Below are 20813 nucleotides of genomic sequence, written 5' to 3' on the forward strand. Positions count from 1 at the left end.
AATTATTTTTTTGAAAATATAGAAAAAGAGCTATCGCTAGCGGATTTTTTTACCCGCTATTGCGACAGCTTCATTTTGTGAAAAATAAGATTAAGAGGTGAATAATAATATGAGTAATAAAATAGTTGAAACAATTAAAGATAGTAGTGGAGAAATAATGCAATATGTATTAGAAAATGGTACAACAGTTGATAAAGCACAAGGAGTAGAGATGGCTAAAAATGGACAAATCGATGGTGTAATTATTGCTCATTCTAAAAAAGGTGAAGAGTATTTAAGAACTAAACCAGATGGAACTCAAGGAAATAATTTATCATCAATGTCTAAAGAAGATTAAACTTGATTTAAAAGGTATATAATGTGATGAAATGACTAATAAAGCTAAAGTAAGTTTTATTAGTCATTTTTATTTTAAATTATGTATTATATAAAGCCTCAATTTCAAAATGTAGATAATATTATATTTAATAAATAAGAATTCGAAATACAAGCACATAGTTAATTATAGAAAATTGTGATTAGTGTTGGAAATCAGAAGATTTGGTTTCCTTTTTCTTTTATAAAATATAATATATAATTATTACATAAATAGGATTTCGGAGGATATTTATGAAAAATATATTTTTGGTATATGACAATTGTTGTTTTTACGAAATAACTATTTAAAGATGAAAAAGATTTACAAGAAATAATAGCTTTTTGGAAATATCATAAGAGAAGCAAACAAGATTAGGATTAAAGAAATATCAATATAGAAAATAGATAATTTTGCATTTAAACTAAAAATAATTTATATTTAGTAGTATAAACTTAATTATTAGTTAGAATTAGTTTATACACTGAGGTCACCAGATATAGAGGAGTAACATTGTTAGACTTTATATTAAAAGATGTAGAAGTGTTACAAAGATTATGCATTATACAAATTGAAAAAGAAGAGGTAATATATGAGATACGAAGAAGCAATGAAATATATCACTGAGGTTGGTAATTTTGGTTCAAACTATGGATTAGAAAGAACCCATAAGTTATTAGAGTACTTAGGTAATCCAGAAAAAGACTTAAAACTTATACATATCGCAGGAACAAATGGAAAAGGTTCTACGACTTCGATGATAACAGAAATATTAATTGGAGCTGGATATAAAGTAGGTATGTATACATCTCCTTTTATTGAAGAATTTGAAGAAAGAATTCAAATTAATAGAAACAATATTCCAAAAGAAACTTTAGCAGATTTAATGGATGAGGTTAAGGAAGCTGTAGATAAAGTAATAAAGGGTGGATATAATCATCCAACAGAATTTGAAATAATTACTGTTTTAATGCTCTTATATTTTAAAAAAGAAAATATAGACTTTGGAGTTATAGAAGTAGGTTTAGGAGGAAGATTAGACTCTACTAATGTTATTAAACCAATACTTCAAGTTATAACTTCTATAAGTTTTGACCATACAAATTTATTAGGAAATACATTAGCTGAAATAGCTGAGGAAAAGGCTGGAATTATTAAGAATGGCATTCCTACAGTAATATACCCTCAACATGACAAAGCTTTAAAAGTAATAAAAGATAAGTGTCATGAAATGAATTCAGAACTTTATATAGCCGATAATAATAAATTAAAATTTATTAGTGTAGTAAATGAGGATAAGCCATACCAATTACTAAAATATGATTCTGATAAAGACGTTAATATATTATTGCCATTGCTTGGTGAACATCAAATAATGAACTTAAGTGTAGTAATAAAAGTAATTGATATTTTAAACAAAAGAAATATAACTAATATATCTATAGAAAATATAGTTGAAAGTATAAAAAATGTTTCATGGAAGGGAAGATTAGAAGTATTATCAACTAATCCTTATGTTGTAATTGATGGTGCACATAATATACAAGGTATAGAAACATTGAGTAGAAATATAAATAAATATTTTAAATATAATAATTTATATTTAATTTTAGGTATTTTAGCAGATAAAGATGTTGAAGAAATGATTAAAGTAATAACACCAATGGCTCAGAAAATATATGCTGTTACACCTAATTCAATAAGAGCAGAATTAGCAGATGATTTAAGAAGTGAAGTAATAAAATATAATATAAATTGTAAAGCGTATGATGATTATGAAGAAGCATATATAAAAGCTTTAAGTGATGCAGATAGAAATGATCTTATATTAGCAAGTGGCTCATTATATATGATAGGTGATATGAGAAAAATAATAAGAAAATATATTGAAAAATAAGAGTTCGTTTTGAACTCTTATTTTTTTATGGTTAAGAAATAAGGAAAAATGTTATACAATATACTTTTAAATAAAATACTCGTAAATGAGCATAAAATAAAAAACAAAAACTAAAATTTTTCCTAACTTGAAAGCTAAACATTTACTATTAGAAAAGAATATACTATACTATTAAATAATAAAGTAAAGAAAAGGAGGAAATGTATATGTCAAAACATTTACATATAATGGCTAAAGAAGGAGCTATTGCAGAAACAGTATTATTACCAGGGGATCCATTAAGAGCAAAATTTATAGCAGAAAACTTTTTGGAAAATGCTGTATGCTATAATGAAGTAAGGGGAATGTATGGTTATACAGGAACTTATAAAGGAAAGAGAGTTTCAATACAAGGTACAGGAATGGGATTACCATCACATTCAATTTATGTCAATGAATTAATACAATTTTATGGAGCTAAAAGACTTATAAGAATAGGATCAGCAGGTTCTTGTAGTGATAATGTAAATGTAAGAGATATAGTCCTTGCACAAAGCGCATCAACAAATTCAGGTATTAATAAGAGAAGATTTAATGGGCTTGATTATGCTCCAAGTGCTAATTTTGATTTATTATATAATGCATATAATATAGCAAAAGCAAAAGGTGCAAATGTTAAAGTAGGAAATGTATTATCAAGTGATTTATTCTATGATGATACAAATCATTTTTCATTAAAGACTTGGGCTGATTATGGAGTTTTAGCTGTAGAAATGGAAACTGCAGAACTTTATACATTAGCAGCAAAGAATGGGGTTGAAGCTTTATCGATTCTAACAATTTCTGATCACATCTTTAAAGGAGAAGAAACATCTCCAGAAGAAAGACAAAATACATTTACTGATATGATGGAAATAGCTCTTGAATTGATTAAATAAGAGTAATTAAATTAGTGTTTTAGAAAATATAAGCGACAAGTTAGAGCTTGTCGCTTTTTACTATGAAATAGAAGATTTATATTCAACTAAAGCCTTTGATAATTGGTCAGGGCAAGAAGTTCCTTTTCCTCTGCAATCAATTCCTTTAAGTTTTTCTATAGCTTCGTCAATATTCATACCTTTTACTAAAACTGAAATACCAAATAAATTTCCAGGACATCCTCTAACAAATTCAACATTTTCAATTACGTTATTTTTTATGTCAACATGAATTTCGCTGGCACATACTCTAGATGTTTTATAAACAAACATATCTAAACCTCCAAATAAATTATAAGTACCGTATTATTATATATTGATATCGAAGAAAAATAAAGAAAAACTATGAAATTACACTAGCGAAGTAATCAGAATTTGCATATATTAAAATACATAGAAGTTTTAAGGGGGTGTAGTATTGAGTTCTATAGTTTTATGCAATACAGGTGCTGATTCGCTTTCGTTTATTACGTTAGATACTTTAGAAGTGAAAAAAATATTATTCGCTTTATCTGAAACACCAGTCGGTCCACATGGTATTAGAAAATACAAAGATGAAATCTTAACTGCAAATAATTATAGCGATTCTATATCAATTTTTACATGTGATCCTTTAATTGAATCTAGAAATATAAAAATAGGTCCAAAACCTAATGATTTATTAAGAGTTGAAGATAAAATTTATACAATTTGTGGAGAGTCTAATTCTATTGTTGAATATGATTTATCCCAAAATAGAGTATCATGGGAAATTGAAACAGGTAGCTGGCCACATAGTATTGACTATTGTAATAAAGATGGATTAATATTTGTATCAAATTTAGAGGAAAACTGCACTAATATTATAAGAGTTGATGACTATGAAATAGTAGAAACTCTCTTGACACCAGAATATCCAACTAAGGTAAAGGTATCTAACAATGAAAAGTTTGTTTATATTTGTGAGAGTTATCTCGGAAGTGATGAAAATGGTTTTTTAGATGTTTTCTCAATAGAAACATTCAACCATGTAGCAAGAGTAGAAGTGGGTACATCTCCTATAGATTTGTATGAAGATGAGGAGTATATTTATATTACAAATTTTACAGAGGGAAGCATTAGTATAATAAATAAAAAGAGATATTACGTGGAAAAAACTCTATATATAGGTGGTATGCCTAAAGGGATTTTGAAGCATAAAAATAAACTATATATAGGAGATTATTTAAAAGGTAGATTAATTGTATTGGAAGAAAATAAAATAGAAAAAATCATAGCAATTGAATCAGAACCAAATGCTATGATCTTATTTTAATTTTCTTCATTAAAAAGTGCTTGAACGATTTTTGTATAAATATCTGAAGGATTTTCCTTCCATTTAGCACAAAGAGTAGAAGCTTGCTTTTTAGTAGGAACAGAAATTTTTAAATCTATAAGTAATATTTCATCTTCAAGGGCCTTTAAATCAACAATAAAAGAATTGTTCTTTTCAATAGTGTAATCACTATGAATAGTTAGTTCTTTTTTTATATTATCTATTGTTTTGGAGATATAATTATCAATTATATCTCTTTTTATTGGAGAAATTCTTTCATTAAATATAGATAAAACATTTTCTCCTTTTTGTGTTATTGTTATCAACTTTTTATTATTTTTTTCAATATAACAAACAAACTCTGAAGTTTCAAGTTCACTAATATATTGTTGCAAAGTAAAATAATTAATAAAATTATTTTCAAGAATAATCTCATTAAGTTGAGTTTTAGATATAGGTTGCCTTAATGATTTTATAACGTATAATACTAAAAGTTTATTTTCTGCTAGTTCTGCTGAATTCTCGTACATAATTAACCTCCATTATGAAAGTGTCTATATTATTATATCACAAATTTAAGCATATGGAATATTGTAGTCATAATAATATATTTTTAGAATATAAATTATTGAAAATTAAGTTTAGGAGTGTTGTTATGAAAGTGAATAAGAAGGCTAGTATAAACATATTAATTCTTATTTTAGTTACAATTATTTCAGTAGTTTATAGTAACGAAAGTACAAGTACATGGTCAAATCAAACAAAACAATTGCCTATATATAGTGTAAAAACAGATGAAAAGAAAATAGCATTAACATTTGATGTAAATTGGGCGGAAAAAGAATACATATATGATATTTTAGATGTTTTAGAAGAAGGTAATGCTAAAGGTACATTCTTTATAATGGGTGGATGGGTTAATTATAGCGATGAAAACAGGGAAAAATTAATGAAAATAAGTGATGGTGGTAATGAGATAGGAAATCATAGTTATATACATCCTTCATTTACTAAAATTTCAGAAGAAAGAATGTCTGATGAAATTAAAAAAACTGAAGATATCATATATGCAGCAACTGGGCAAAAAACAACATTATTTAGATTTCCAAGTGGAGATTATAATGATAAAGCTGTCGAGTATGTAAGAAGTTTAGGATATGAATGTATTCAATGGAATGTAGATTCAATCGATTATAAGGAGGAGAGTGCAGAAGTAGAATATGAAAGAATAAGGAAAAAATCAAAAGAAGGCTCTATAATACTATTTCATAATAATGCAAAATATACTCCACAAAACTTAAAAAGGTTTATTCAAGAGTTAAGTGATGAAGGCTATGAATTTGTTACCATTAGTGAACTAATTTATGATGGAAATTATACCATAAATGAAAATGGTGAACAAATTTTAAAATAAATATTAGAAAAATATTGAAACTTATGAGGTATTTGTATTATAATGGAAATAATCCTTGATATATTTATTACAGCAATAAGAATCTTATTAATTACTAAGGGAGAGAGGGGTAAAGATGGACAATTTGATGTTAAATAACAAGATTTATCTTGAAGGAAAAATCGTGAGCGGTATGGAGTTTAGTCATGAGATGTATGGGGAAGGATTTTATACTTTCCTATTGGAGGTAACGAGATTAAGTGATTCTGTAGATTTATTAAACATTACGGTATCTGAAAGACTTATAAGTAATATGGATTTATCTATAGGTAAGGAAATAGTAGTTTTAGGTCAATTAAGATCTTATAATAAGTTCGTAGATGGAGCAAATAAATTAATATTAACAGTTTTCGCTAGAAATATTGAACCATGCATAGAAAAAAGCAAGAATCCAAACGAGATTTTCTTAGATGGTTATATATGTAAAGAACCAGTATACAGAAAGACACCATTTGGAAGAGAAATTGCTGATGTATTATTAGCTGTAAATAGAGCATATAATAAATCAGATTACATTCCAACTATTGCTTGGGGAAGAAATTCAAGATTTTGTCAAACATTAGAAGTTGGAGATAATATAAGGGTATGGGGAAGACTTCAAAGTCGTGAATATCAAAAGAAGATTAATGAAAATGAAGTTGTTAAAAAAGTTGCTTATGAGGTTTCAATTTCTAAAATGGAAAAGGTTTCTGAAGAAGAGACTAAACATACAGATAATGTAAATCACGAAGAAGGCGCTGTTTAAAAAGTGCTTAATAAAAAAACTCCCAATTGGGAGTTTTTTTATTTTCTTAAATCATCTAAGATTTGAGTTTTATCTTTAGTTTTATCATCTACATTTTTGATAATTCTTGCAGGTGAACCAGCAACTACTACACCAGCAGGAACATCTTCAGTAACAACAGAACCAGCAGCAACAACAGCACCAGCACCTATTTTAACTCCTTCAAGTATTACTGCATTAGCACCAATTAATGCATCATCTCCTATTTGGCAAGGTTCCTTGCTTGGTGGTTCTAAAACACCAGCAACAACAGCACCAGCACCTAAGTGAACTCTTTTACCAAGTTGACCTCTAGCACCAATAACTGCATTCATGTCAACCATTGTTCCTTCACCAATTTCAGCACCAATATTGATAACAGCACCCATCATAATGACAGCATTTTTACCGATAGAAACTCTATCTCTAATAATAGCACCTGGTTCAATTCTTGCATCTATTGATAAAAGATCTAGCATAGGTATTGCTGAATTTCTTCTATCGTTCTCAACTCTAAATGTTTTTATTTTGTGTTTATTTTCTAATATTATTTCAGTAATAACATCAGTTTCTCCAAATAATATGTAAAAATTGTCATTACCATAATATTCGATATTTTCTAGTGAAGCTTCGCTTAAGTCACCATTTACATATACCTTTACAGGTGTTGTCTTTTTTGAATCTTTAATGAATCTTGCGATTTCATAAGGATCAGTTAAATTATAATTCATAAAATCATCCTTTCTGCATTATGCCCCAAATTTTTACCTGAGCACATATAATTATAATAGAAATAAAGAGTATTTTAAAGAGACATTAGTAAAATAGTAGAAAAAACTTTACTGACTAGGTTATTTACTATAAAATTACTTAAAGAAGAAATACTTAAAATAAGATTAAGGGGGCACGATTAATGAATGTTAATATGAAAAATGTTAAAATCTCAGGCATTAGAAAATTTTATAATGAAGTACAAAAAGTCGATGGAGCTATTTCATTAACATTAGGTCAGCCGGATTTTGAATTACCAAAAGCAATAAAAGATGGACTAATTAAAGCTATTAATGAAAATAAAACAACATATACAAGTAATTTAGGTATAGATGAATTAAGAAATGAAATAAGTAAATATTTAAATACAAAGGATATTTCATATAATGCAAATGAAATATGCATTACTGTTGGTGGAAGTGAGGCATTATTTAACATATTTACAGCATTAATTAATAAAAATGATAAAGTTTTAATACCGACACCGGCTTATCCAGCTTATGAAAGTATAGTTGCTATTTTAGGTGGTGAAGTAGTTAATTATTCTTTAGATGAGCAATTTAATATAAATATAGATGATATAGAAAATAAAATAAAAGATATGAATATAAAATATTTAGTATTATCATTGCCTAGTAATCCAACCGGTGCAGTATTATCTAAAGAGGAAAAAGAAAAACTGGTAAGAGTTATTAAAGATAACGATGTTATTGTTATTACTGATGAGATTTATGAAGCATTATGTTATGAAGAATATTATAGTGTAGCACAATGCAAAGAAATTAAAGAAAAGATAATTTATGTTGGTGGATTTTCTAAAATGTTTTCTATGACAGGATTAAGAGTTGGGTATTATGCATGTAGCGAATATTTAATGAATGAAATAATTAAAGTACATCAATATAATGTTTCATGTGCACCATCAATTTGTCAATGGGCAGTATATGATGGATTTAAATATGGATTAAATGATGTAGAATATATGAAGCGTATTTTTAGCAAAAGAAAAGATTTTGTAGTTAATAGATTAAAAGAAATAGGATTAGATGTAGTTATTCCAAAGGGAGCATTTTATGTATTTCCTTCAATTAAAAAGTACAATATGTCATCTGAAGAATTTGCATTAAGACTTTTACATGAAGAAAAAGTGGCTTGTGTACCAGGTACAGCATTTGGTAATGGTGGAGAAGGGTATTTAAGATTATCTTATTGTTACTCTGATGAAGAACTAAATGAATCGTTAAATAGGTTAGAAAAATTTATTAAAAAGCTTTAGAGCATATTAGCAATAATATTTAAAAGATATAGGTTTTGTTAAACATTATATATGTAGACCTATGTCTTTTTTGTTTTATTATAAAGTATTTATTAAATGTATAAGTATATTAATGTAAAAAAATACAATAAATATTTAAAAATGTCCGTCATAGGTGGTATAAAAAAAAGAAAATGTTTGTTTCTGTTTTAAAATTTGAAATCAAAATAGTTAATAATTTATTAATAGAATTTCCAATGAAAAAAGTGTAATAATATATGTTATAATGGATAAATTGGCTAAAATAGTAAATGTAAACGTTGTCTAAATGGTGAAAACTTGTTTATCATATTGCAAAAAAATATGCAGTAAATTTAATAATATATTAATTTAAATAGAAAATATTTAACGATGTATTTTGACAAATATTATAAATGTATTATAATTAATATAAATTGTTAACATTTAGCTTTTAAAAAAATTGGATGGGGGTTGTACACAAATGCTAAAGTATATTGGAAAAAGAATTTTAACTAGTATAGTTACAATTTGGGCAGTAATAACAATTGTGTTCTTTCTTGTAAGAATTATGCCAGGAGGACCTTTTGAAGGCGAAAAAATTACTGCAGAAATGAAAGAAGTATTAAATGAAAAGTATGGATTAGATAAACCTATGGGAGAACAATATGTTATCTATATGAAAGGTTTATTAAAAGGTGATTTTGGACAATCAATGAAATATAAAGGTAGACAAGTTATTGATACAATAAAAAATGGTTTTCCAAAATCAGCACAAGTCGGAGCAGTTGCTATTGTTGCATCTGTAGTTGTTGGTATTTTACTTGGGGTTGTTGCAGCATTAAATGCAGATAAATGGCCTGATAGGATATGTATGATAATTGCCACTCTGGGAATTACGATACCGAGTTTTGTTATCGGATCATTATTGATATTTGTATTTACAGTAAAATTAAAAGTATTAGGAGCTACAGGTATTAGCAAACCTGAAAATTATATAATGCCTGTTATAGCATTATCAGGAAGTTCTATGGCATTTATAACTAGATTAACAAGAAATAAGTTAATTGATGTATTAAAATCAGATTATATTAGAACTGCAAAAGCTAAAGGGTTAAGTGGTGGAAAAATTATATTTAAACATGCATTAAGAAATTCACTAATTCCAGTAGTAACATATTTAGGACCTTTAACTGCAGGGGTACTTACAGGTTCATTCGTAGTTGAAAAGATATTTGCTATTCCAGGATTAGGGAATGAGTTTACGTTAACAATAACAAATAGAGACTATACAGCTTTATTAGGGGTTTTAGCTTTCTATTGTACATTTATAGTAATTTGTAATTTAATTGTTGATTTATTATATGTTGTAGTAGATCCAAGAATTAAACTTGAAGCATAAAAGGGGGAGAGATAATGAAAAACGTAGTGGCAGAAAATTTAGATTTAAACATTGATAGCGATTTATTTTCTCCTTTAAGTACTGAAGAGAAAAAAGCTGATGATGTTATAAGACCAAGCGTAGGTTATTGGGCAAATGCTTGGAGAAGATTAAAACAAAATAAAGTTGCATTATTTTCATTAGTAATGATTATAGTAATTATTATATTTGCAATATTTGGACCAATATTAATTGAAAAGTTATATGGATTTACTTATAAATCTACAGATAAAACTGCTTCAAATTTATGGCCAAATGCACAACACTGGTTTGGAACAGATAATTTAGGTAGAGATTTATTTGTAAGAGTTATGTATGGTGCAAGATATTCATTAATTATTGCTTTTGCAGCATCAGTTTTAAACCTTGTAATTGGGGTTTTATACGGTGGTATTGCAGGTTTCTTAGGTGGAAAAGTTGATAATATAATGATGAGAATTGTAGACGTCTTATATTCAATTCCTACATTAATATATGTAGTATTATTAATGAACGTTTTAAAGAAAGATGGATCTAGTGGTATGTTTGCAATTATTGTTGCAATGGCTATTTCATCTTGGGTTGGTATGGCTAGAATAGTTAGAGGAGATATCCTTCAACTTAAACAGCAAGAATTTGTTTTAGCAGCTAAAACATTAGGTGCATCTAAAACAAGAATATTATTAAGACATTTAATTCCTAACTGTTTAGGTTCAATCATAGTAACAATGACATTATTTGTACCTTCAGCTATATTTACTGAAGCATTCCTAAGTTACATAGGTTTAGGGTTAAACGCTCCACTTGCTTCTTTAGGAACATTAGCAAATGATGCAAAGGGATTATTAACAACTCAACCTTATCAATTATTATTCCCGGCTGCTATGATTTGTTTAATCATTTTAGCATTTAACTTATTTGGTGATGGATTAACTGAAGCTTTAGATCCAAAGCATCAAAAATAGGAGGAGAAACATATGAGTAAATTATTAGAAGTTAAAAACTTAAAAACATCATTTAAGACTCATATTGGAGATGTACAATCTGTAAGAGGAGTATCATTTCATTTAGAAAAAGGGGAAGCTCTTGGAGTTGTTGGTGAATCAGGATGTGGTAAGTCAGTAACAATGATGACAATAATGAGGCTTTTAGGAGCAAATGCAAAAATAGATGCTGAAAGAATTTTCTTTGATGATAAAGATATAACAAAACCTACTGAAAAATTGATGCAAACAATAAGAGGAAATGATATGTCTATGATTTTCCAAGATCCAATGACATCATTAAACCCTTTATTCACAGTAGGAGATCAATTAACTGAACATTTAATAAAGCATAAAAAGATATCTAAAAAAGAAGCTAATGAAAAAGCTATTAAAATGCTTGATATGGTAGGAATTCCTAGTCCAGAAAAAAGATTAAAGCAATATCCACATGAATTTTCAGGTGGTATGAGACAAAGAGTTATGATTGCAATGAGCTTAATTTGTGAACCTAAGCTTATTATTGCAGATGAACCTACTACGGCACTTGATGTTACAATACAAGCACAAATATTAGATTTAATGAAAGATTTAAAAAGCAAGTTAGATACATCAATAATATTAATAACACATGACTTAGGAGTAGTTGCTGATCTTTGTTCAAGAATTAATGTTATGTATGGTGGACTTATTGTTGAAGAAGGAACTACTGAGGATATATTCTATAGAGGAAAACATCCTTATACATGGGGACTTTTAAGAAGTGTTCCAAATCCAAAGAGCGAATTAAAAGAAAAATTAATTCCTATTGAAGGACAACCACCAGATTTATTAAAACCACCTGTTGGATGTCCGTTTACTGCAAGATGTGATTATGCTATGAAAATATGTAAAGAAAAACAACCACCACTATTTGAAGTAGGAGAAGGTCACAGAGCAGCATGTTGGTTATGTCATGAAAATGCACCAAAAGTTGAATCACCAATAAGGGGGGAAGAATAATGGAAAATAAAAATGACGTTATTTTAGAGGTTAAAAACCTTTGTAAATACTTCCCTGCAAACAAAGGATTATTTTCAAAGAAGAGCTTTGTTAAGGCAGTAGATAATGTTTCTTTTACAATTAAAAGGGGAGAAACTTTAGGGTTAGTAGGAGAATCAGGATGTGGTAAAACTACTACTGGAAGAACTATTTTAAAGTTATATGAACCAACTTCAGGTCAAATAATTTTTAATGGACAAGATATTACAGGTTTAAGTGAAAAGAAGATGGTATCTTTAAGAAAAAATATGCAAATGATTTTCCAAGATCCATATGCATCACTTAATCCAAGAATGACTGTTGGAGATATTATCGGTGAAGCCATTGATATTCATGGGTTATTTAAAGGAAAAGAAAGAGAAGATAGAATTAGATATTTATTAGATAAAGTAGGTTTAAATGGTAGTCACATTAATAGATATGCTCATGAATTCTCAGGTGGACAAAGACAAAGAATTGGTATAGCAAGAGCATTAGCAGTTCAACCAGATTTCATAGTGTGTGATGAACCAATATCAGCACTTGACGTTTCTATTCAAGCTCAAGTTATAAATATGCTTGAAGAATTACAAGAAGAATTTGGATTAACTTATTTATTTATAGCACATGACCTTTCAATGGTTAAACATATATCAACTCATATTGGAGTTATGTATTTAGGGCAAATGGTAGAAAAAGGTCCAGCAGATGATGTTTATATGAATCCAAAACATCCTTATACTAAAGCACTTTTATCAGCAGTTCCAATACCTGATCCTAAGGTAGCAAAGGCTAATAAAAGAATAGTTTTAGAAGGAGATATTCCATCACCAATAGATCCTCCACCAGGTTGTAGATTTAAAGGTAGATGTAAAGATGCAATGAAGGTATGTTCTGAAATTAATCCAGAATTAAAAGAAGTTGAACCAGGACATTTTGTTGCTTGTCATTTATATAAATAATTAATTAGACTGATTAAATTATAATTTAATCAGTCATACAAAAGTTATCACATTGCAGAAATGCAATTTAGATAAAGAAAAACAAGGGGGAAAATTTCAATGAAAAGTTCAAAACTTAAAAAGTTATGTGCAGTTGTATTAGCTGCAACATTAGCTACTTCTTTATTTATTGGTTGTGGCGATAGCTCATCTAATAGTGGAAGTAGTTCTTCTAACCAACAATTGGTATTTAATTTAGGTGAGGATCCAGAAACAATGGACCCAACATTAAACAATTCTTCAGGTGCTGGAACTATGATTTTAAACGCATTTGAAGGATTAATGGTACTTGATGAAAATGATCAACCAGTAGAAGGTACAGCTGAAAGTATGGAAGTTTCTGAAGATGGATTAGTATATACTTTCAAAATAAGAGAAGATGCTAAATGGTCTGATGGAGAAGCTGTAACAGCAGATAACTTTAAGTACTCTTGGTTAAGAGCATTAAATAAAGAAACAGCTGCTGAATATGCTTATCAATTATTCTACATTAAAAATGCAGAAAAGTTTTATAATGGAGAAGCAACAGCAGAAGAAGTTGGAATTAACGTAATTGATGAAAAAACATTAGAAGTTACATTAGAAACTCCAACTGCATACTTCCCACAATTATTAGCATTTACAACATATGTTCCTTTAAGAGAAGATATAGTTTCTGCTAATCCAGAAGGATGGGCAACTAACCCTGAAACTTATGTTTCAAATGGTCCATTTAAATTAGTACAATGGGATATGAAAGATCAATTAGTTTTTGAAAAAAATGAAAACTATTGGGATAAAGACAGTGTTAAATTAGAATCTTTAACTTTTAAATTAGTTACAGATGATACTACTGCATACTCAGAATTAAAAGCTGGAAACTTTGATATGGTTAACTCTGTACCAACAAATGAAATTGAACCAGGTATAGAAGAAGGGTTAGTTCATGTTAACCCTAAATTAGGAAACTATTACTTTGCAATCAATGTTGGTAAGCAAGATACTTTAAGTGAAGATGTTAAAGAAGTTTTAAACAATAAATTAGTTAGACAAGCTTTAAATCTTGCTATTGATAGACAAGAAATAATTGATAACGTTGGTAAAGCAGAACAAATTCCTGCATATAGCTTTGTTCCACAAGGTATTACAGATGAAAATGGTAATGATTTTGCATCAAAAGAATATTATGATCCATCAGATATGGAAGGAAATATAGCAAAAGCAAAAGAATTATTAAAAGAAGCTGGTTACGAAAATGGTAATGGGATTCCAACTATAGAATTAATGTACAATTCAGAAGGTGCTCATAAAGATATATGCCAAATCATCCAACAAAACTGGGAAGAAATTGGTGTAAATGTTGAATTAACAAACCAAGAATGGGCTGTATTCTTAAATACTAGACAACAAGGTGATTATCAAATTGCAAGACATGGATGGATTGGGGATTATATAGATCCAATGACATTCTTAGATTTATGGGTTACAGGTGGAGGAAACAACGATTGCGGATTTAGCAACGCTAGATATGATGAATTAATTGCTGCTGCAAAAGTTGAAACAGATTCTGCAAAGAGACTTGAAATGTTAAGAGAAGCTGAAGATATATTAATGGATGAAATGCCAATATTACCAATCTATTACTATACAACAGTAACAGCTGCAAACGAAAATGTTAAAGGTGTTAGAATTTCTACATTAGGAAAAATTTCTTTCAAATATGCATATAAAGAATAATTAATCAAAGAGAGTCAAATATGACTCTCTTTTTAATTTCCAGCAGGATTGTAATGATTGCTAGAAACTCCTTCTCTTTTTACAGACTTATGTTTTAAATTTGGATTATGATTATGACCTTCTTCAGTAATTGGAGTTTGATAATTGCATTTTTCCATTCTAGCAACTTTATTATCAGGTTGACTATCTTTTGGCATAATAAAATTCCTCCTAAATATCAATATATAATTTACAAGCTTAGTATATACAAAAGTAATAAGAAATATATATCCAAATCTTTCATAGCAATTTAAAAGCAAAATAAAAAGAGCTACTTTTGTAGCTCTTTTCTATAAACCTAAAACATCATCCATATTGTATAGTCCAGCTTCTGATACTGTAGCCATATACTCACATGCTTTTAAAGCACCGATAGCAAATACATCTCTTGAAATAGCTTTATGAGATAACTCAATAACTTCACCAGTTCCAGCAAATATTACATCATGATCTCCAACTATAGATCCACCTCTAACTGCATGAATTCCTATTTCATTTTTTTCTCTCTTTTTATGCCCATCTCTACCATGAACATAGTGAGTTTCTTCTGAAATTGATTCTTTTATAGTATCAGCTAAAAGTAATGCAGTACCACTTGGAGAATCTAATTTTTGATTGTGATGTTTTTCAATTATTTCAATATCATAATTTCCATATAATAAAGGAGTAACTTTTCTTAATAATGAGTTAATAAGGTTAATACCTAAAGACATATTAGCTGATTTAAATAAAGGTAAAGTTTTACTTTTTTCATTTATTAAATTTAAATCATCTTGATTGTAACCAGTAGAGCAAATTACTAAAGGTTTTTTTGTTCTTTCTGTTAATTCTAATAATTTGTGTAAAGTGCTAATGTTAGAAAAATCTAAAAGAACATCATATTCTATATTAACATCATCTGGTGTAGTGAATACAGGATATTTTTCCTCCTTAGGAAATTTATCAATACCAGCAACAATTTCTAAATTAGGAAATTCACTTACTAAATTAGTAATAACAGTTCCCATTTTTCCACAACATCCACTTAATAGTACTTTAACCATAAAATATACTCCTTCTATACTAATTTGTGTCTCTTTAGTGTATTAACTAAAGTTTCTTGATTTTTGTCATTCATTTTATAAAGAGGCAATCTTAATTCGCCAACATTCATTCCCATAATATTCATAGCTGTTTTTACAGGGATTGGATTTGTTTCAATAAATAAATCGTTAATTAAATCTAAATATTCTAATTGTAAAGCTGTTGCTTTAGAACAATCACCTTCTAAATAATATTTACACATATCATGAATAGTTTTCGGAACGATATTAGCTGCAACAGAAATTACGCCAACTCCGCCTAGTGACATTATTGGAACTACTTGGTCATCGTTGCCTGAATAAATATCAATTTTGCCACCACATAAAGCTTTCATTTTAGCTATTTGACTTAAGTTTCCGCTAGCTTCTTTTATTGCTACAACATTATTAAGCTCTGTAAGTTTTAATAATGTCTCAGCTGTAATGTTCATATTAGTTCTACTTGGAACATTATAAAGTATTATTGGAGTCTTTACAGCATCGTTAATTGCTTTGAAATGCATAAATAATCCTTCAGCATTTGTTTTATTATAATATGGTGTAATAACAAGTAAACCATCAACACCAACACTTTCTGCATAAAGACTCATTTCTATAGAAGTTCTGGTATTATTTCCACCAGTACCAGCAATAACAGGGATTCGTTTATTTACAGTATCAACTGTGAATTTAATAGCATCTTTCTTTTCTTTTTCTGTCATTGTAGTTGCTTCGCCTGTTGTACCACAAACGATAATAGCATCAGTAGATTCCTTTATATGCCATTCAAGTAATTCTCTGAATTTCTCAAAATCTATACCATTTTCATTAAAAGGTGTAATTATAGCTACACCTGAGCCTTTAAAAATTGACATTATATTCCTCCTAAAGCCAGTTATTATTAATTAATACTTCGGCAATTTGTACAGCATTTAATGCTGCTCCTTTTCTTATGTTATCTGCAACAACCCATAAATTCAATCCATTATCTATACTAAAATCACGTCTTATTCTACCAACGTAAACATCATCTTTTCCTGAGACTTCTAACGGTGTTGGATATTTAAGTTCGCTAACATTATCATAAACTGTTAATCCAGGTGTATTTTCAAATAATGTAAATATATCTTCTATTTCAAATGGATTATTTAATTCAACATTAATGCTTTCACTATGGCTATTTAAAACAGGGACTCTTACAGTTGTAGCAGTTATTCTTAAATTTTCATCGTGTAAAATCTTTCTTGTTTCGTTAATCATTTTTTCTTCTTCTTTAGTATAACCGTTATCTAAAAATACGTCTATGTGAGGAAGACAGTTACCAGCTATTGGGTATGGGAATTTTTTAGGAGCAACTCCATTTAAACCATCTTCTAAATCAGCTATACCTTGCATTCCTGCCCCTGAAACAGCTTGGTATGTTGAATACACAACTCTTTTTATTCCATACTTATCTAATAAAGCTTTTAATGGTACCATTGCTTGAATTGTAGAACAATTTGGGTTAGCAATAATTCCATTATGATTTTTTAAATCCTCAGGGTTAACTTCAGGAACAACTAAAGGAACGTTTTTGTCCATTCTCCAAGCACTTGAGTTATCTATAACAACTGCTCCATATGATGAGAAAATAGGAGCAAATTTTAAACTTGTATCTCCACCTGCTGAAAATAATGCAATGTCTATTTTCTTATTTTTGATATTTTCTTCACAAGTATTTTCTACTATATATTTTTGACCTTTAAATTCTAAATAAGATCCTGCTGATCTTTGAGAAGCAAAAAGATATAGATTTTTAATAGGGAAATTTCTTTCCTCTAATATTTCTAAAAATTTTCTACCTACATTACCAGTACTACCAACAATTGCAACATTGTACATTTTGGTTCCCCCTTTTTTACTCTTAATATTTGCATATATAAATTTAATAATAGAAAATATTCTGTCCAAATTTAGGAAGATTAAATTTACTATTAAAAAAACCTTGAGTTATCACTCAAGGTATACTGTACATATAAATACAAAAAATCCTTAAATGATAGCTCACCACATAAAAATGTGACAGAAATATGCATATTATACATACCCCCAGTTATATAGCTGTAAAGCTTAGGCTATATACTTCGGCGATAAATCCTTTCCTATTATTTTAACACGCTTAAATCCATAATAATACTCTTAAGTACCGCACCTCTATCTATTTATAAACTTATATGATTTAGATTATACCTTTTATATACAAAACTTTCAAGGAATATTTAGTAATTTATTCATATATACTTAATTTTATTATATGAATGTATTACAAAATTGTAACAGCGTATTTTGTATAAATATAAAAGATATAGGAGAAAATATTTTTATAAATTTTATATAGGGGGAATTTTCATGAGTAAAACACCATTAAAGAAGATAATAAAGTCAAAAATTAAGACTAATAAAGAACTTACACCACAAGAAAAAATGCGTGAAAAGATAAAATATGAAATCGCAGAAGAATTAGGCTTAAGTGAAAAAGTAGATGAGTGTGGATGGGGAGGATTAACTGCTGAAGAAACAGGTAGAATAGGTGGAATTATGACAAAAAGAAAAAAAGAATTAAAGTTACCAACTAATGATCAGATTTTAGGAAGAAAATAATGGATTGACTTAATATTTAGTATCATAGTAATATAAAACATAGAAATTTATTTTTTTGTATTATAATTTACATTATTATAAGATTTTCTCACAATTTAATGAAGTGAGGGGGGATATTATGGCTTATGGAGAATTTGCAAAGATATATGATGAATTAATAAATGAAGATATAAATTATGATGAAATGGTAGATTGTATATTAAGAATTTGTAATGAAAATAATATAGAATTTAATGATTATTTAGATATAGCATGTGGTACAGGTAATGTTACAGTAAGAATAGCAAAACATTTTAAAAATATTTACGGAGTAGATTTATCTGAAGATATGCTTAGAGAGGCTTTTGATAAGTTAAAAAGTGAACGTATTAAAGGTAAGATAATCTGTCAAGACATGACCGAGCTTTCTTTAAATAGAAAGTTTGATTTAATTACTTCGGTATTAGATTCTACAAATTATGTAACAGATATAGAGGGTTTAAAAAACTATTTTAAAGGTGTATATGAACATTTAAAAGATGACGGATTATTTATATTTGATGTTAATTCGTATTATAAATTATCAGAGATACTAGGTAATAATATTTATACATATAGTGAGGAAGATGTTTTTTATACTTGGGAAAATGTTTTTGAAGATGACTTATTATCTATGTTTTTAACTTTCTTTGTTAAAAAGGGAGAATTATATGAAAGATTTGAAGAAGAACATCTTGAAAGGGCTTATAAAGAGTCTCAGTTAGAAAGTATCTTAGAAGAGTTAGATTTTAAGCTTATTAATAAATTTGATGGATATTCTAATGATAATGTACAAGCAAATAGTGAGAGAATAGTATATGTTGTAAAGAAAATTCAATAGTTGGAGGTCAAATATGAGCGATAAAATAATTAGAGCAGTAGCTAAAGATGGAATGGTAAGAATAATTGCAGGAACAACTACTAATTTAGTAGAAGATGCAAGAGTTATACATGAATGTACGCCAGTAGCTTCAGCAGCATTAGGGAGAATGTTAACAGCAGGGGCCTTATTAGGAGCTACATTAAAGTCTGAAAATGAAGTAATGACTTTAAGAATAAATGGTGGCGGAGATGCGGAAGGAGTAGTTGTAACTGCTTATGAAGGTGCTAAAGTAAAGGGGTATATTGGAAATCCTTATGGTGATTTACCGTTAAATGCAAATGGAAAGCTTGATGTTGGTGGATATGTAGGTAAAAATGGAACACTTATGGTTATTAAAGATTTAGGCATGAAAGATCCATATGTTGGTCAAGTACCAATACATTCTGGTGAAATTGCTGAAGATTTAGCATATTATTTCACTGTTTCTGAACAAACACCATCAGCTGTTTCATTAGGAGTTTTAGTAGATAAGGATTATTCTATTAAGGTAGCTGGTGGATTCATAATTCAAATGTTACCAGGAGCAGATGAATTTTTAGCTGATATAATAACTTATAGATTAGAGGAAATTCCTTCTTTAACAACAATGTTAGATGAAGGAAAGAGCATGGATGATATACTAGAGTATATTTTCGGAGACATGGACTTAAAAATACTTGAAGAAGTGACTCCAGAATTTTACTGTAACTGCTCAAGAGAAAAGGTAGAAAAAGCTTTAATTTCTATTGGAGAAAAAGATTTAAGAGAAATATATGAAGATGGAAAAAATGAAGAATTAAAATGTCATTTCTGCAATAAGACATATGTATTTACTAAAGAAGAAATAGGAGAACTATTATCAAAAATTAGTAAATAGTTAAAAAATAAAACCAAGTATTTTTAAAGTGGACCCTATGTCAAGGACATTAAAAAAAAGGGGCTAAGCTGCTAAAAGCTGATTTCTGTATTTTACAGGAGTCAGCCTTTTTAAATTCCATTGATAACGGTAATTATTATAATAATTTATATAATTATCGATTATGCCTTTAAGTTCTTCAAAAGTCGTACAACTTCTATAATTAATTTCATCCTTCATATGTCCCAAAAAAGATTCCTGCGGGGCGTTATCCCAACAATTACCGCGTCTGGACATAGATTGTCCGAGATTTTTAGACTTTAATAATTTTTGAAATCTTGGACTTGTGTAATGAGCCCCTTGGTCTGAGTGAATAAATGCATCCTTATGTAATTTAAATTTTGTATTATTCATCAGTTTATGAATAGTATCAAT

The 20813-nt window shown here is 28.4% G+C and carries 23 protein-coding genes and 1 riboswitch; of the genes, 15 read left to right on the forward strand and 8 right to left on the reverse strand.

Annotation, left to right across the window (positions count from 1 at the left end; all coding sequences use genetic code 11):
• Positions 1 to 109 precede the first annotated feature (109 nt).
• The 3 genes from ABUA17_RS15915 (at position 110) to deoD (ending at position 3169) form a co-directional block, all read left to right on the forward strand.
• Positions 110 to 337, forward strand: coding sequence for a DUF3892 domain-containing protein (locus tag ABUA17_RS15915; protein WP_042402826.1), 228 nt, complete (start codon positions 110 to 112; stop codon positions 335 to 337).
• Between the two features lie 610 nt (positions 338 to 947).
• Positions 948 to 2252: a bifunctional folylpolyglutamate synthase/dihydrofolate synthase gene (locus tag ABUA17_RS15920; RefSeq protein ID WP_055290675.1), complete on the forward strand. Its 1305-nt coding sequence runs from the start codon at positions 948 to 950 to the stop codon at positions 2250 to 2252.
• 206 nt (positions 2253 to 2458) lie between these two features.
• Positions 2459 to 3169, forward strand: a complete 711-nt coding sequence (gene deoD / locus ABUA17_RS15925) for a purine-nucleoside phosphorylase (RefSeq protein ID WP_055277547.1) — start codon at positions 2459 to 2461, stop codon at positions 3167 to 3169.
• A gap of 60 nt (positions 3170 to 3229) precedes the next feature.
• On the opposite strand, the gene ABUA17_RS15930 is transcribed toward deoD, so the two are convergent.
• Positions 3230 to 3481, reverse strand: coding sequence for a TIGR03905 family TSCPD domain-containing protein (locus ABUA17_RS15930; RefSeq protein WP_349818128.1), 252 nt, complete (start codon positions 3479 to 3481; stop codon positions 3230 to 3232).
• Positions 3482 to 3626: 145 nt separating this feature from the next.
• Here ABUA17_RS15930 and ABUA17_RS15935 point away from each other — a divergent pair, with 145 nt between their 5' ends.
• Positions 3627 to 4502: a YncE family protein gene (locus ABUA17_RS15935; protein ID WP_042402839.1), complete on the forward strand. Its 876-nt coding sequence runs from the start codon at positions 3627 to 3629 to the stop codon at positions 4500 to 4502.
• Here the strand turns inward: ABUA17_RS15935 and ABUA17_RS15940 are convergent.
• Positions 4499 to 5032: a DUF4364 family protein gene (locus ABUA17_RS15940; RefSeq protein ID WP_055277544.1), complete on the reverse strand. Its 534-nt coding sequence runs from the start codon at positions 5030 to 5032 to the stop codon at positions 4499 to 4501. The genes ABUA17_RS15935 and ABUA17_RS15940 overlap by 4 nt on opposite strands.
• A gap of 125 nt (positions 5033 to 5157) precedes the next feature.
• Between ABUA17_RS15940 and ABUA17_RS15945 the strand changes: the two genes are divergently transcribed.
• Both ABUA17_RS15945 and ABUA17_RS15950 read left to right on the forward strand, forming a co-directional pair.
• A complete protein-coding gene (locus tag ABUA17_RS15945; protein ID WP_042402846.1) occupies positions 5158 to 5916 on the forward strand; it encodes a polysaccharide deacetylase family protein in 759 nt (252 codons plus the stop codon).
• A 115-nt stretch (positions 5917 to 6031) separates the two neighbouring features.
• Positions 6032 to 6700, forward strand: coding sequence for a single-stranded DNA-binding protein (locus ABUA17_RS15950; protein ID WP_042402849.1), 669 nt, complete (start codon positions 6032 to 6034; stop codon positions 6698 to 6700).
• 38 nt (positions 6701 to 6738) lie between these two features.
• Here ABUA17_RS15950 and dapD read toward each other — a convergent pair whose 3' ends face one another.
• Positions 6739 to 7449 carry a 2,3,4,5-tetrahydropyridine-2,6-dicarboxylate N-acetyltransferase gene (gene dapD, locus ABUA17_RS15955; protein WP_042402852.1) on the reverse strand — a complete coding sequence of 237 codons (711 nt, stop codon included), beginning with the start codon at positions 7447 to 7449 and terminating at the stop codon, positions 6739 to 6741.
• 182 nt (positions 7450 to 7631) lie between these two features.
• Between dapD and ABUA17_RS15960 the strand changes: the two genes are divergently transcribed.
• From ABUA17_RS15960 to ABUA17_RS15985, 6 genes are all read left to right on the forward strand, one after another.
• Complete coding sequence (locus ABUA17_RS15960) at positions 7632 to 8765, forward strand: pyridoxal phosphate-dependent aminotransferase (protein WP_195951747.1); 1134 nt, start codon at positions 7632 to 7634, stop codon at positions 8763 to 8765.
• Positions 8766 to 9246: 481 nt separating this feature from the next.
• Entirely contained in the window at positions 9247 to 10164 is a 918-nt protein-coding gene (locus tag ABUA17_RS15965; RefSeq protein ID WP_042401238.1) for an ABC transporter permease, read from the forward strand.
• 14 nt (positions 10165 to 10178) lie between these two features.
• Positions 10179 to 11147 carry an ABC transporter permease gene (locus ABUA17_RS15970; protein WP_042401243.1) on the forward strand — a complete coding sequence of 323 codons (969 nt, stop codon included), beginning with the start codon at positions 10179 to 10181 and terminating at the stop codon, positions 11145 to 11147.
• Positions 11148 to 11159: 12 nt separating this feature from the next.
• Positions 11160 to 12167 (forward strand): ABC transporter ATP-binding protein, encoded by a 1008-nt coding sequence (locus ABUA17_RS15975; protein ID WP_042401246.1) that lies wholly within the window; start codon positions 11160 to 11162, stop codon positions 12165 to 12167.
• Positions 12167 to 13147: an ABC transporter ATP-binding protein gene (locus ABUA17_RS15980; protein WP_042401249.1), complete on the forward strand. Its 981-nt coding sequence runs from the start codon at positions 12167 to 12169 to the stop codon at positions 13145 to 13147. Before ABUA17_RS15975 ends, ABUA17_RS15980 begins: the two co-directional genes overlap by 1 nt.
• Before the next feature lie 99 nt (positions 13148 to 13246).
• Entirely contained in the window at positions 13247 to 14902 is a 1656-nt protein-coding gene (locus ABUA17_RS15985; RefSeq protein ID WP_042401260.1) for a peptide ABC transporter substrate-binding protein, read from the forward strand.
• A gap of 32 nt (positions 14903 to 14934) precedes the next feature.
• Here the strand turns inward: ABUA17_RS15985 and ABUA17_RS15990 are convergent, their stop codons facing one another.
• The 4 genes from ABUA17_RS15990 to ABUA17_RS16005 all read right to left on the reverse strand — a co-directional run bounded on the left by ABUA17_RS15990 (position 14935) and on the right by ABUA17_RS16005 (position 17883).
• Positions 14935 to 15099, reverse strand: coding sequence for a hypothetical protein (locus ABUA17_RS15990; protein ID WP_172676180.1), 165 nt, complete (start codon positions 15097 to 15099; stop codon positions 14935 to 14937).
• A gap of 132 nt (positions 15100 to 15231) precedes the next feature.
• A complete protein-coding gene (gene dapB, locus ABUA17_RS15995; RefSeq protein WP_042401274.1) occupies positions 15232 to 15984 on the reverse strand; it encodes a 4-hydroxy-tetrahydrodipicolinate reductase in 753 nt (250 codons plus the stop codon).
• A gap of 14 nt (positions 15985 to 15998) precedes the next feature.
• Complete coding sequence (dapA, locus tag ABUA17_RS16000) at positions 15999 to 16877, reverse strand: 4-hydroxy-tetrahydrodipicolinate synthase (protein ID WP_042401278.1); 879 nt, start codon at positions 16875 to 16877, stop codon at positions 15999 to 16001.
• A gap of 10 nt (positions 16878 to 16887) precedes the next feature.
• Positions 16888 to 17883 (reverse strand): aspartate-semialdehyde dehydrogenase, encoded by a 996-nt coding sequence (locus ABUA17_RS16005; RefSeq protein ID WP_042401281.1) that lies wholly within the window; start codon positions 17881 to 17883, stop codon positions 16888 to 16890.
• A 150-nt stretch (positions 17884 to 18033) separates the two neighbouring features.
• Positions 18034 to 18206, reverse strand: a riboswitch (Lysine riboswitch).
• 184 nt (positions 18207 to 18390) lie between these two features.
• Here ABUA17_RS16005 and ABUA17_RS16010 point away from each other — a divergent pair.
• The 3 genes from ABUA17_RS16010 (at position 18391) to hslO (ending at position 20399) form a co-directional block, all read left to right on the forward strand.
• A complete protein-coding gene (locus ABUA17_RS16010) occupies positions 18391 to 18642 on the forward strand; it encodes an alpha/beta-type small acid-soluble spore protein (RefSeq protein WP_042401284.1) in 252 nt (83 codons plus the stop codon).
• Positions 18643 to 18760: 118 nt separating this feature from the next.
• On the forward strand, positions 18761 to 19501 hold the full coding sequence (locus tag ABUA17_RS16015; protein ID WP_042401287.1) for a class I SAM-dependent DNA methyltransferase: 741 nt from the start codon (positions 18761 to 18763) through the stop codon (positions 19499 to 19501).
• Positions 19502 to 19514: 13 nt separating this feature from the next.
• Positions 19515 to 20399, forward strand: coding sequence for an Hsp33 family molecular chaperone HslO (gene hslO / locus ABUA17_RS16020; RefSeq protein ID WP_042401290.1), 885 nt, complete (start codon positions 19515 to 19517; stop codon positions 20397 to 20399).
• 63 nt (positions 20400 to 20462) lie between these two features.
• On the opposite strand, the gene ABUA17_RS16025 is transcribed toward hslO, so the two are convergent.
• On the reverse strand, positions 20463 to 20813 hold a 351-nt coding region (locus tag ABUA17_RS16025), incomplete at its 5' end, for an IS3 family transposase (RefSeq protein ID WP_349824103.1).

Source organism: Clostridium sp. RTP31139st1_H3_RTP31139_211217 (assembly GCF_040227035.1).
In the GTDB taxonomy this organism is placed as follows: domain Bacteria; phylum Bacillota; class Clostridia; order Clostridiales; family Clostridiaceae; genus Clostridium; species Clostridium saudiense.